General features: G+C 37.1%; 13 protein-coding genes and 1 tRNA gene. 7 read left to right on the top strand and 7 right to left on the bottom strand.

The genetic code is table 11. The features are described from left to right. Positions 1–60: 60 nt before the first annotated feature. Together D017_RS08880 and D017_RS08875 are read left to right on the top strand one after the other, a co-directional pair. Complete coding sequence (locus D017_RS08880) at positions 61–1,152, top strand: amidohydrolase family protein (protein WP_035327734.1); 1,092 nt, start codon at positions 61–63, stop codon at positions 1,150–1,152. 66 nt (positions 1,153–1,218) lie between these two features. Further along, positions 1,219–1,860 (top strand): O-methyltransferase, encoded by a 642-nt coding sequence (locus D017_RS08875; protein WP_035336022.1) that lies wholly within the window; start codon positions 1,219–1,221, stop codon positions 1,858–1,860. A 54-nt stretch (positions 1,861–1,914) separates the two neighbouring features. Here the strand turns inward: D017_RS08875 and D017_RS08870 are convergent, their stop codons facing one another. Beyond that, positions 1,915–2,196, bottom strand: coding sequence for a twin-arginine translocase TatA/TatE family subunit (locus D017_RS08870; RefSeq protein WP_035336020.1), 282 nt, complete (start codon positions 2,194–2,196; stop codon positions 1,915–1,917). Positions 2,197–2,554: 358 nt separating this feature from the next. Between D017_RS08870 and D017_RS08865 the strand changes: the two genes are divergently transcribed. Both D017_RS08865 and rpe read left to right on the top strand, forming a co-directional pair. Then, complete coding sequence (locus tag D017_RS08865; protein WP_035336018.1) at positions 2,555–3,418, top strand: sigma-70 family RNA polymerase sigma factor; 864 nt, start codon at positions 2,555–2,557, stop codon at positions 3,416–3,418. 287 nt (positions 3,419–3,705) lie between these two features. Further along, a complete protein-coding gene (gene rpe / locus D017_RS08860) occupies positions 3,706–4,365 on the top strand; it encodes a ribulose-phosphate 3-epimerase (RefSeq protein WP_035336016.1) in 660 nt (219 codons plus the stop codon). Positions 4,366–4,440: 75 nt separating this feature from the next. On the opposite strand, the gene D017_RS08855 is transcribed toward rpe, so the two are convergent. After that, the gene (locus D017_RS08855) at positions 4,441–5,142 is read right to left on the bottom strand and encodes a Bax inhibitor-1 family protein (RefSeq protein WP_051583849.1); all 702 of its coding nucleotides are present in this window, start codon (positions 5,140–5,142) and stop codon (positions 4,441–4,443) included. A 192-nt stretch (positions 5,143–5,334) separates the two neighbouring features. Next, complete coding sequence (locus D017_RS08850; protein ID WP_035336013.1) at positions 5,335–5,868, bottom strand: hypothetical protein; 534 nt, start codon at positions 5,866–5,868, stop codon at positions 5,335–5,337. A gap of 173 nt (positions 5,869–6,041) precedes the next feature. Between D017_RS08850 and D017_RS08845 the strand changes: the two genes are divergently transcribed. The 3 genes from D017_RS08845 (at position 6,042) to D017_RS08835 (ending at position 8,756) form a co-directional block, all read left to right on the top strand. Further along, positions 6,042–6,746: a DUF4331 family protein gene (locus D017_RS08845; RefSeq protein WP_035336011.1), complete on the top strand. Its 705-nt coding sequence runs from the start codon at positions 6,042–6,044 to the stop codon at positions 6,744–6,746. A gap of 19 nt (positions 6,747–6,765) precedes the next feature. Further along, a complete protein-coding gene (locus D017_RS08840; protein WP_035336010.1) occupies positions 6,766–7,389 on the top strand; it encodes a hypothetical protein in 624 nt (207 codons plus the stop codon). Positions 7,390–7,466: 77 nt separating this feature from the next. Further along, complete coding sequence (locus D017_RS08835) at positions 7,467–8,756, top strand: tetratricopeptide repeat protein (RefSeq protein ID WP_035336008.1); 1,290 nt, start codon at positions 7,467–7,469, stop codon at positions 8,754–8,756. 478 nt (positions 8,757–9,234) lie between these two features. On the opposite strand, the gene D017_RS08830 is transcribed toward D017_RS08835, so the two are convergent. The 4 genes from D017_RS08830 to D017_RS08815 form a co-directional block, all read right to left on the bottom strand. Continuing rightward, positions 9,235–10,032, bottom strand: coding sequence for an anti-sigma factor (locus tag D017_RS08830; RefSeq protein WP_035336007.1), 798 nt, complete (start codon positions 10,030–10,032; stop codon positions 9,235–9,237). Then, positions 10,029–10,568: a sigma-70 family RNA polymerase sigma factor gene (locus D017_RS08825; protein ID WP_035336005.1), complete on the bottom strand. Its 540-nt coding sequence runs from the start codon at positions 10,566–10,568 to the stop codon at positions 10,029–10,031. The genes D017_RS08830 and D017_RS08825 overlap by 4 nt, the downstream gene beginning before the upstream one ends. An 804-nt stretch (positions 10,569–11,372) precedes the next feature. Further along, positions 11,373–11,446, bottom strand: a tRNA-Arg gene (locus D017_RS08820). A 35-nt stretch (positions 11,447–11,481) separates the two neighbouring features. Continuing rightward, positions 11,482–13,440, bottom strand: coding sequence for an OmpA family protein (locus D017_RS08815; RefSeq protein WP_051583848.1), 1,959 nt, complete (start codon positions 13,438–13,440; stop codon positions 11,482–11,484). Positions 13,441–13,549: the final 109 nt, after the last annotated feature.

Genomic DNA, 13,549 nt, shown 5'->3' with positions numbered 1-13,549 from the left:
TTGTATTTTTAAAAACACAACAGCGATTGCGTAGTACGCTTTCGCGAAAGCATACTTAATATGTCACATAAAAAACTTCGGATAAACGGTCACTCTCACTTACTTCCATACCCTGAGGAAATTCCTCAGTTTATGAAAGACAAAGGGATTTTTTGGGTAGACAAAGACCGAAAGTTTATGCTCCAAAAAGACTGGAGCAGACCTGTGACAGATTCTAGTTTTTTCTTGCACGAAAAACTGGAGTGGATGGAACGTAACAAGGTAGACCACGCGGTGGTACTTAACCTCTCGCAACTTTATGGAAACGGACTGCGTCTTGAGGAAATGAAGCAAGCACTTAAGTTTCAGAACGACTTTAATGCACGAGTACAACAAGATCACCCAGATAAATTTACAACTGGTTTTGTGGTACATCCAGGGTTTGTGCGTGGAGCATTATGGGAGATAGAGCGATGTGTAGAAGTGCTAGGTATGGATTTACTATGCTTGCCTACACACTATATGGATACCATCGGGACGTGGCGATGTATTTTTGATGAAGAAAATGAACCTATTTTTGAACTTGCAAGCAAGTATAATCTCGCAGTAGAGATTCACCCATATGATGGTGAGAAGTTTATAAAACTGCAGAATACAAACTGGCGTTTTCACCTCATCTGGATGCTTGCACAATGTGCAGATGCTTACCACTTTCTTACGCTTAATGGCTATGCAGATAAGTATCCAGGTATGCGTGTATGCTTTGCACACGGTGGCCAACTAGCACAAATAAATCTAGGGAGACGTATACAAGGTTTTGACGGAAGGCCAGATCTTTTTGAAGGAAAAACACACCCACGTAAATCTGTGGGGCATCCTAATATCTTTTTTGACACCCTAGTACACGATACAAATTCGCTTAAAATGGTGATAGAAAACCAAGGAAGCAAACAGGTGGTTATGGGACTTGATGATCCATACCCGCTGGGTGAGATGGAAAGTGACAACCAGAGTAGTTATCCTGGTAAGATATTAGATCTTGCTTTAGAACGCGAGATTATTAATGCTACCGAGTATGACCAGATATGGGATGATAATGTTGTGCGCTGGCTATATGGAGATGATGAGAAGCGCAAAGAAGCTTTCAGAAAAAGAATATTAGGCGAAAAATAAATTATTGTATTACCTAGACCTATCTCAAAAGCGATAGGTAATTTTGCCTTTTCAAACTTATTTATAATGCATTTTTTACCAGAGGAACTTGATGATTACGTGGTTGCCCACTCGGCGCAAGAACCAGCTCATCTCAAAGCGCTTACAAAGGAAACCTACCAAAAGATACTACAACCACGTATGCTTTCTGGTGCGTATCAAGGTAGAGTGCTTAGTATGATAAGCAAGCTAGTAAACCCAAAAAACATTCTTGAGATAGGGACTTTTACTGGCTACTCCGGCTTATGCCTCGCCGAAGGTTTACAACAAGAAGGGTCTCTACATACCATAGATATTAAGGAAGAACTTGTAGACTTCCAGCGCAAGCATTTTGACTCATCGCCTTACGGATCACAAATTACACAGCACCTCGGTCAAGCGTTAGATATCATTCCAACCATTGACACTACATTTGACCTCGTTTTTATAGATGCAGATAAACGCAACTACATTAATTACTATAATGTGATTATTGATAAGATGAGCAAGGGTGGCATTATCCTTTCTGATAATGTGCTCTGGAGCGGCAAAGTGGTTGAACCACTTAATGAGAAAGACATAGACACTAAAGTGTTACTGGAATATAACAAGCTACTCAATGAAGACAAACGTCTAGAGACCGTTCTATTACCTATAAGAGATGGGCTTACGGTGAGTCGTGTGAAGTAGTAAATATGTAAGAAACACTCCTTGAGATTTCAGAGCTTAGAGAATGCCAATGCGTTATAAGGATCTTTTAATAGGGCCTGTAATGTCGTTTATATCCTCTTTTGCTTTATCAATCTCCTTCTTAATATCCTTAGTCAGATCAAGATCAATATCGTTTCTTTCGGCAGTTTTTGTGATTTCTGACTTGATATCGTTTGTAGCGTCTTTAAGTTGACGCATTCCCTTCCCTAAACCGCGCGCGATTTCTGGAACTTTGTCTGCACCAAAAACCATAATCACTATAAATATAACGAAGGCAATTTCGGCACCAGAAATAAAAAGAGGTAAACTTATCATAGACAACAAAGGTATTTAATAGCGCAGTAGTTTAAAAATTTTCAAATAGAATAATAACAAACTATATGGGAATGTTTATGGGTTCTAAATACGCTTTCGCGAAAGCGTATTTAGAACAGCGATAATCACTTGGAAATATAATTTCTAATCTTAAAAGCCAGAAGCTTACAAAGCAAGCTACTGAAGGATTATCCCAAATTTACAAATACCTAAACAGCAATAGATTAATAAAATTATCAAAGTCGCATAAGCTATAACATAAAAATCATTTAAAAAAAACTTTAAGATTTTTGTAACATTTTGCAACTTTGCTGCGTATAACAGGTATAATAGACAAACCCTAGTTCATTACAACCCTATGAGACAGCTTAAAATTACTAAGCAGGTCACTAATCGTGAGACCGCATCCTTAGACAAATACTTACAAGAAATTGGTAAAGTTGACCTCATCACAGCAGATGAAGAGGTTGAACTAGCACAGCGTATAAAAGCTGGTGATCACCGTGCGTTAGAAAAGCTTACTAAAGCAAACTTACGTTTTGTGGTTTCGGTATCAAAACAATATCAAAATCAAGGACTTACTCTTCCTGATCTTATTAACGAAGGGAATTTAGGACTTATTAAAGCTGCACAGCGCTTTGATGAAACTCGTGGTTTTAAGTTTATATCGTATGCCGTGTGGTGGATACGCCAGTCCATTTTGCAAGCGCTTGCAGAGCAATCTCGTATAGTGCGTTTACCGCTCAATAAGATTGGGTCCATTAATAAGATTAATAAAACATTTGCTTTCTTAGAACAAGCAAATGAACGCCCTCCTAGCCCTGAGGAAATTGCCAAGGAGCTTGACATGACGGTTAAGGATGTGAAGGAATCTCTTAAAAATTCTGGAAGACATATTAGTATGGATGCTCCTCTTATAGAAGGAGAAGACTCTAACTTGTATGATGTCTTAAACTCTGGCGAATCACCTAATCCAGACAGAGCCTTATTACATGAATCACTTAAAACTGAAATAGAACGTGCGCTAGAAACACTAACACCACGTGAGGCAGATGTAGTTAGACTTTATTTTGGTCTAGGAGATCAACAACCTATGACACTTGAAGAAATAGGTGAAACTTTTGATCTTACTCGCGAGCGAGTGAGACAGATTAAGGAAAAAGCGATACGTAGATTAAAACACACCTCTCGCAGTAAAATTCTTAAGACTTATTTAGGATAACCTTATCATTTTTACCGATAATGTGTTAAAACCAATTGGGAATGCTCTTGGTGTTTTTTACAGTAAAAAGATTTGGTATCTTTGTTATACAAAATTGCAATTAACGCCCCTGGCGACTTAATAATGACAACAACAGTTTATCATAACTGTTCGTTTTTTGATTGATGAATGAATCCCCGGCTGATTACCGGGGATTTTTCATTTTATATATTCTAGATAATAAAACTTTTTGCCCCTCCCTTCATACCTTAAAGGAGAATCATATCTTTACACAAAACGTCTATTATATGCCTAGCACACTCATTGCCCCTTCAATACTTGCTGCAGATTTTGCAAACTTGCAACGTGATATAGAAATGATAAATACCAGTGAAGCAGACTGGTTTCATATAGATATTATGGATGGTGTTTTTGTTCCAAATATTTCTTTTGGAATGCCTGTACTACGGGACATTGCAAAACATGCAAAAAAAACAATTGATGTACACTTAATGATTGTAGATCCAGATCGCTACGTGCAAACTTTTGCAGATCTAGGAGCAAATATTCTTACCGTACATTTTGAAGCGTGTACTCACCTTCATAGAACATTACAAATAATTAAAGCAGCAGGAATGAAAGCTGGCGTAGCACTCAACCCACACACGCCTGTGAGCCACCTCGAGGATGTTATACAAGACATAGATCTAGTGTGTATGATGAGTGTAAATCCAGGATTTGGAGGACAGCAGTTTATTAAAAACACTTACGATAAGGTGACTGCTCTCAAAGCTTTAATCAACAAGAAAAATGCACCTACGCTTATAGAAATTGACGGTGGGGTGAGTGACAAAAATGCTTCCCAACTTGTTCAAGCAGGAGCGGATGTACTTGTGGCAGGAAGTTTTATTTTTAAATCAAAAGATCCTGTAATTACCATCAAGAATCTAAAATCGCAGCTCTCATAAAGAGTATACTTTCATAAATAAAAAAGCCATCGCTGTTCAAGGCGATGGCTTTCTTATATTACATTATCTTAATTATTAATCTCTTGACATAAATATTCTCAAAATATACCAGAATAATAACATGAGTGAGGCAAATAAACCTAAAGCAGCTGCTACATATTGCTCTTCATCATATTTATGAACCATATTTGAAGTAGTATATAAGATAGATCCAGCAGCGAGTGCTACCATTGCGACACTAAACCACAAGCCGAGGTCAAATCCAAAGAGAAGTCCCCCAACCATAAGGCCTATTGCTAGAAAAAATCCTATAGCAAGTATAGATCGTAAAAAAGAAAAGTCTTTTTTAGTAAGGATCACCACTGCAGATAATCCAGCAAATAAAGCAATAGTCATCACGGCAGCCTTTTGTAAAATCTCTACTCCATCTATCATAGAAAATGCCATGAAAAGTAGAGGAATAAAAATAAAAGCCTCTGCAACTACATAAACTCCTAAAGCTAAATAGTGTTGATTTTTATCTCTGGTTTTAAGTGCTAAACCCTCTGCGTAGTTTGTAATAAACATAAATGCACCTAACAATAATAGCCAGCTCCAACCTCCTGTGAGAGATAAAGCAAAATTCACAATAACTGGTGATTGAAAAAACAAGTATTCGGTGATGATAAATAATAATACTGCAAGTGCTACATAAGTGTACGTCTTGCGATAAAATGCCACTCGGCGCTCATCAGATAGTGAACTTACCGGTACTATTTGTGGTTGATATGATTCCATTGATTTGATTCTTATTAGATTAGAAAGTGAGCCATAAATGTAAGCAATGTAGAAATACGCAGTTCCTAAAAATTAAATATTATTATGATCTTAAGGTGTATCTATTATAATTTACGGGAGGTATTTATTTTTTGCTTTCGCGAAAGCGTAATGATATTATAAATAGTCTGCTGTATCCAATTACCTCAGCATTTACTTTTTAGAAGACGCACCTTTAAAGTTTTGAGACGAATTTTTGAACAGCACGTTAAACGTAGTAAGACTACCATAAATACGTGTTATGTACTGCTGGAGATCAATCTTATCTTGATCGTCTAGTATCTTACTGGCATTAATCTTTTGCTCCATAACGCGCACTCGGTCACGTACCATCACAATTTTATGAAAGAAGCTTTCTATTGATATATCCTTAGATGACAAGTTACTATCCTTAGGAGATAATGTCATCATTCCTCCCCTCCACTTATCTGCAATAGGGACTACCTCAGAGACATCACTGTATCTTTTTAATAGATCTCGGAAGGTTTTTTCTACCTCATACATACTCACACTATCCACCTCACCTTCTATCGCCTCTATAACTTCAAAATTATCATCTAAGGTAATTGTCTCTAGTCCTCCATCTATAAATGTAACCCAATATAACTCTGAAGTGACATTTGTAATTACACCTTTACCTAGTTTGTTATGGTCTATCCTGCTTCCTATTCCTAATATGGTATTCATGATCTTATATATAATTTATGTTATGTTATTTCTTGTGTGTCGCTGCTAATATATAGAATAACCATCTGGTGTTTTGGTTTCTTAGATTTTTCTCTTAACAAGATTTTAACGTCTTAATAGAAACCTCACGAATATTAACTGCGTAAGTGTTCTCAAATAAACAATATACAACAATGAAAAAATTACCAAAAATTCTAATCGCAGGTGCTGTCTTACTCGGAGTAGGTGCACTTATCGCAGCAGATCACTTAGATGCTCCTGCAGTAGGCGGAACAACCGCAGACATTACTGATTACTTCGCATTTGAAAGTGCTGAAAATTCAAGCAACACCGTATTTGTAGCAAACGTGCAAAGTTCGCTAGCTGGAGAAGCTGAGTTTGACGAGAACGTTCTTGTTGAGTTCAACATAGACAACGATGGTGATCTAGTGGAAGATAGAGTAATACAGGCAATCCCAAGAGATGGGAAAATGTATTTCTTTGGACCTTATGAAATTTCTTCAACAGGACTTAACAGTACGATTGACGAAAGCGCTCTTATAGGATCTGTAGATATCTCTACTGGAGATGACGCTGTCACAATGACTACCACAGATGGAATTAAAATATTTGCTGGATTAAGAGCAGATCCTTTTTTCTTTGATTTTACAACTTTTAATGCTGTTGTAGGAAATCCTGAAGGACCTTTTACAGGAACAACTGGACCAAACGGTGGTTTTCAAACTGCTGAAAATGCTTCAGATCCTTTTGAAGGGACAAACGTACTTTCTGTAGTAGTTGAAGTTCCAAACACTTTATTAGGTGGTACTTCGGCACATCCAGCTGGAACAGGTGTTCAGATCTGGAATACTTGGGTTGAAGCAAAAACAAAACAATAATAGTTAAAAGACATATATCATGAAATTACAAAATATAAAATATCTATTTGCAGCAGTTCTTCTAGCGGGAGTTGTATCATGTAGCGACGACGACGATAACACACCTATCACAATCGACCCAGAACCTACACCTACAGAGGTTGACTTTTCTGGAACGTTTGTTCAACAAGATCAAATGGGACGTGCAGCAATTAATACTGTATTAGGAGGAGATAGCGCATCAAAAAATAGCTTTAATACAACAATCCCTTCTGAGATGGTTGCTGGATTTCAAGCAGACTTCTTAAACAAAGCTGTAGCCCTGCACGATGCATTTGGAGTTGAATATGAAACAAACATTTTAGGTCTAGACGCTCCAACGCTTACAACAATATTAGCTCAAGACGTATTACAGGTTGCACCAGATGCACCTACTACATATTTTGATGGAACTAATGTTTTAACAGGTCGAACTCTTAGTGATGATGTTGTAGATGTATCTCTAATTTTACTTTTTGGAGGAAATAATGGAGACAAATACAACGGACAAGATCTTGATGATGATGGAACAGCAGATTTACCAATTTTAGTTACAGATAACGTAAGCGCTGGAACAGGTGCTATGGGAACAACTACATTTCCATACTTGGTAGGACCACAATAAAAATGTAATTATTTTTAATTAGCTTAAAAGGGGTCTGATTTGTTCAGACCCTTTTTTGTACAAAATCAAACAATCTTATGAAATTTACAACCTTACTAATTCTCACAACCGCTCTTTTTATCTCATGCTCAAATGAGGACAAAAACATTCTTAACAAAGCAGATTATGAAAAATACCTGCAAACAAAAAACTCAAAAGAAATTGCAAAGGCAGAAAAAGAATTGAGCTTCTGGAATAAACGGATAAAAGAGGATAGCATCCAGCTTATTGAGCTATCAAAAAGTGCAGGAATGCAAACGAAGATCTTTCAACTCAATGCATCTATAAAGCAACTCAAAGATGCAGAAAAAAATCTCACAAGATCTGCGCTAGTAACAAACATAGGCAAAGATGGTAAACTACTAGCATTAGCCCAAAACTACATCACTCAGCACCGTTTTAAAGAAGCAAAAACACTTGTAGATAGCGCTCGTATAGTAGCTGGTGGAGAAATCAAAGCTATTAATCTAGTTGCCTTTGATGTAGCCATGGAACTAGGAGATTATGAGAAGGCAGAAAAAATCCTAACAAAAGAAACAGATTTCTCAGACTACAACTACCTGATTAGACTTGGAAAACTAGAAGATTACAAAGGAAATCTTGACAAAACAATCCAACACATGGAAGCTGCCAAAGCCATTGCAGAAAGTAGCAAGCAAAAGGGATTACAAGTCTGGGTCTACACAAATCTCGCAGATTATTATGGTCATGCAGGAAGAATTAATGATGCTTACAATCACTATCTCAAAGCACTAGCGATTGATCCTAGTAATGCTTACGCAAAAAAAGGAATTGCCTGGATTGCATACTCCTATGAAAACAATCCTACTGAAGCTTTGCGCATAATTGAAGCTATAGAAAAAGATAGTAAAAGCCCAGATTATGAATTATTTAAGTCAGAGATTTATGAAAGCACTGGCGATGAAGATAGCGCCAGAGAAGCGTTAAACAATTTTTTATCCCGAGTTTCAAATCCAAGTTACGGAGATATGTATGGAGCCTACCTAGTTGAAATATATGCAAGCAAGCCTGAGACATCACAGCAGGCTATAACCCTAGCTCAAAAGGAAGTAAACAATAGACCCACTCCTATGTCTTATGACCTACTAGCACATGCTTATTATGGAAATGGAGATTATGAAAAAGCCTTAAGCATAACTCAAGAACATGTAATTGGTAAAACTCATGAACCTATGGCACAGTTCCACACAGCACAAATATATAAAGCTCTTGATATGAAAAATGAGCTAGCGCCTGTGAAGGAAGAGCTACTGGAAACAAGCTTTGAACTAGGTCCTGTTACCTATAAAGAAATACAAAATTTATAATTTTCCTAATCTACGAAACCGCTTGACAATGTTTTACGTAGATATAGTAAGGTTATTAGAAAACTATTAATGGTTGGATAGTTTTTGATTTTGTTTGTATGAGCGTCTTACTCTTTTGAGTAAGACGCTTTTTTTATGTTTCATAAGTTAGATTAGCTTATCACCTCTTCATAAGCATAAGCATAAGCTCAAGTAACACCTAATAATATATGACCTACACGCGAAAGCAATGGTCATCCTGTTCGATTAAGCCATCGCCATGTAAGGTCTTTTAGAAAGTTAACTAAGTAAGCACATCCCATGAGACCATCGCTAGAGTCTACATAACTATATGAATAGTTAATAAACTAGCGAGATTATTTGTTGGTAAGTGAATTGATGGATTATAAAAAACTCCTTACTATAGAACTAGCAAGGAGTTTTTAAATTGATACTATACGTATGTATATTAAATGTAATTAGAAGTCTCTTAAGCACCTTAAGATGCTGCAACCACTCCTAATGTATATAGTTGCTCTAGTGTAGGAGAAGCACTTCCTCCTTCTGGCTCTAACGTAATTCCGAAGGCTTCGGACTCATTAGGGTTGCTTAGTTCAAATATTTGATTTCCGCTAGCATCGTACTGATCAAGAACTCCTATGCTCGTAGGCGTAAGAGGCTCTAAGGTAAGAGACCACACTTGGTAAACCTTCCCTTTAGGAGGTTCTGGTAAACCTTTTACATCTATATATGCTTTACCACTTTTCTTATCCCAATACACAGATGCATAAGCTTCTGGTGCTATAGCTTGCGCTCCTAGTGGCACTGCAATTAAATCTTGTTTACGTATTACATTAAGCAATCCTCTAGTTTGATCGAGGTTTGTTTCTGCAACTTGTGTTTTACCTTCTTGAAGTAACAATTCTCTCTCCGTATCAACAATACGATCTTCAAGCTTGTTATTTTCAGTGTATAAGTAACCTATACCCGCAAGCAGTAATATTGCTGCAGCCCATCCCATAAATGCAATGATAGGTGTTTGCTTTCGCGAAAGCGGGATTACCTTTGTATCATTATCTTTTAGATACTTTCTTAGAACACTCACATCCTTAGGCTCACCAGGAGCGGCTGCCTTAGCAAGATGCATTAAGTGGTTTTCGATCTCTACTACTTCTTGTTGTAGCGCTGTATCTTGAGATACCTCACGAGCAATCTCCACCATTTCCTCTTCAGGAAGTGTTCCATATACAAAGAGTTCGAGAACCCCTGAATCTATATATGTTTGTGAATTTTTCATACTACGCCTACTATATCTCTAAGTTTTTTAATACAAATTCTATTTCGTGTTTTTACGGTACCTAAAGGAATGTCTAGCTCTTCGGCTGTCTCCTTTTGAGTGTAACCTTGAAAAAACAAGAAATGAATTATCTTTTTACAGAGCGGCTCTAGGACGTCTACATACTTCTTGATACCTATCGCATCTACCGAAGTATTAAAACTTCCTTTCTCCTCGAGAATATCTACGAAATATTCGGCAGTATGGTTTTTCTTTTGATTTTTGAAATCTTTAGAACGTGTTTTGTCTATAGCTCCATTGCGAGCTATGTTGAGCATCCACGTAAAAAATCTTCCTTTTGAAGGGTTGTACTTATCTGAATTGTTCCAGATTTTAACAAAGGTGTCTTGTAATAACTCTTCTGCCACCTCTTGGTTATGTACAACACTATTTATGACTCCAAATAAGCTCTCGCTATAGAGTTCATAAATTTTCTCAAAAGATGCAGGATCTTTCTCGAGAAACTTATTAATTAATGCGTCTGGTTGTGTCATCATAGATTAGACTACCAATGTAGGATTATGATTTACCATATGCAACTATTGAACTGTTAAAGCCTATAATAATTTACATGTGGTTGTAATTAATCTCACTCTCCTACTAGCTTCTGGAATATATATCTGTAATGGAAACTTTCACGAAAGGATTACCTCTGCTGCGCTTCGGTGATTCTCAAAGCTCCGCTTTGAAAATAGAAGAGCCCCAATTGCAAATTCAAGCACACTTAATTTGCTATGGGAACTTTGTACTCATTCGTGAGCTGGAAGGGACAGAGATCAAACTTTTTAAAGAAAGATATATTTGTAATGGAGACTTTCACGAGAGGATTACCTCCGCTTCGCTTCGATGATCCTCCAAAGCTCCGCTTTGAAAATAGAAGAGCCCCAATTGCAAATTCAAGCACACTTAATTTGCTATGGGAACTTTGTACTCATTCGTGAGCTGGAAGGGACAGAGATCAAACTTTTTAAAGAAAGATATATTTGTAATGGAAACTTTCACGAAAGGATTACCTCTGCTGCGCTTCGGTGATCCTACAAAGCTCCGCTTTGAAAATAGAAAAGCCCCAATTAGAAATTAAAGAATACTTGATTTACTTTGGGAACTTTGTACTCATTCGTGAGCTGGAAGGGACAGAAATCAAACTTCTTAAAGAAAGATATATCTGTAATGGAAACTTTCACGAAAGGATTACCTCTGCTGCGCTTCGGTGATCCTACAAAGCTCCGCTTTGAAAATAGAAAAGGAGAAAAATAATTTCTGAGCAAGCTCAAATTATTTCCTCCTTTTCTATTTATTCGTGACCCAGAGAGGATTCGAACCTCCAACCGTCAGAGCCGAAATCTGATATTCTATCCAATTGAACTACTGAGCCTTTTTACGCTTTCGCGAAAGCGCAAATGTAAATCTTTACTGAGTAATCACAATAAATTCTGAACGACGATTTAATTGATGTTGCTCCTCTGTACAGTCTGCATTATTATCACAGTTATTTACCAGCTCTGTCTCTCCATAGCCTTGACCAGTAATTCTACCAGCGTCGATACCTCTAGAGATAATATATGCAACTGTAGACTTTGCTCTTCTATCTGAAAGTGACAGGTTATAGTCATCCTTACCTCTACTGTCAGTATGAGACCTTACACTTATCACCATATCTGGCACTTGCTTCATGGCCGAAATCACTTTTGTAAGTTCTAACGCTGCATCTGGTCTTATGTTAGATTTATTATAATCAAAATAAATAGGGTTAAGCTTAAGAAGTTTTGCAAGATCATCACCCACGCCTACTTCTGTAAGTCTCAACTCAAGCTCTATATCTTTTTGTAAAGTTTCTGGTTCTGCCGGTGTGATTACTATCACCTCCTTTGCATAATATAATTTTGAAGTCGCACGGATCACGTAATTCTCTGAGCAAACAAGACTAAATCTATATAACCCGCGAGAATTTACATCAACTTCTTTCACCACTTCATTATCGGCATTCATGAGTTGCACCTTTGCATCTGTTATAGGTTGTTTTGTAACTGCATCCGTTATAAATCCTAAGACATCTACATCACAACGTGGCTCTGGCTTTTCCTTTTGCTTGAATCTATAAATATCATCACTCCCCATTCCTTGGTTACGACTTGAAGAGAAGAAACCAGTTTTTAAAGTATCGTTTACGATATAAGCAAAATCATCTGCAGAGCTATTAATAGGCTCACCCAAACTTGCAACCGTAATCTCTTCTGAAGATGGGTTAGTTACAAAAATATCAAGTCCACCCAGCCCTGGATATCCATCTGAGGCATAGTAAAGATTCCCAGTACTACTCATGAATGGAAAGGCATCTCTTCCTTCTGTATTTATAGGTTTTCCAAGATTTACAGGTTCACCAAAGCTTCCATCACCGTTAATAGCTACTTTCCAAATATCTGACAGCCCCACACTCCCTGGTCTATCTGATGAAAAATAAAGAGTTTTTCCATCTGGACTCAAAGCAGGATGCGCAGTCGCATATTCTTCTTCATTAAATGAAACTTCAATCGCTTCAGACCAACTTCCTTTATCTTTATCGAGTAGCGTTGATTTGTAAATCTTTAATTTATTAATCCCATCTGACGATTTTGCAAAATCTCCATCTGTAAAATTATTTCTTGTAAAATACATTATCTTTCCATCCTTTGTAAACGTAGGAGTGCTTTCATGAAAGATGGTATTTACCTTGCGGTGAAAACGTGAAGGCGGAGACATGCTTCCGTCTTCTTTCATAGTAGACTTATATAAATCTAGAAATGGCTGATTGTTCCACTTATGTATACGTCTTGTAATGGAACCCGTATCTCTTGCCGAAGCAAAAATCACTTGGTTTTTATAATATGACGGACCAAAATCTGAGTATCGAGAGTTCATCTCTCGTATCATATTAACCGTATAATAACTTTCTCGGTACCCTTCTACCTTTGTATAGTCTGGGTTTTCTTTGAATAGTTTTGCCCTAAAATCATTTCCGCTACGATCTGCAAATATTTGCATCATCTCATCAGACTTATCATATTCTTTTATAGCGCGTAGTGTTTGAGCATATCTAAAGTAATGCTCATCACTTACAGAATCTGCATAGCTCTCTGTGAGTTTGCCATACCATTCTTGGGCTTGAGAATACTTACCATTATAGTAATAAGCCTCTGCAATTTTATTAAAAACTTGATATGATTTAAAACCCTCTGCAACGAGGTCTTTATAAATCTCTATCGCATCTATATAAGCTAGCTGATTAAACTTTTTATTTGCTCTCGCAAGCTTTCCTTGTTGAGCACTTGCGCTACTTACGGCACTCAAAATAATCACTAAAATAAAGGCGCACCTCATAAATCCCTTCATAACCTGTTGGTATAAAAGTTAAACGTTAAAAACTATTTAGGGGGTTTATTTAAAGACTGCAGGAGTCTCGCTGGGGAGCACAATATTAGTAAACCTTTTAATTAAATGA

The organism is Dokdonia sp. PRO95 (assembly GCF_000355805.1).
GTDB lineage: Bacteria > Bacteroidota > Bacteroidia > Flavobacteriales > Flavobacteriaceae > Dokdonia.
The sequence above is the reverse complement of the archived record's forward strand: the minus strand, read 5'-3'. Positions and strand labels throughout refer to the sequence as shown.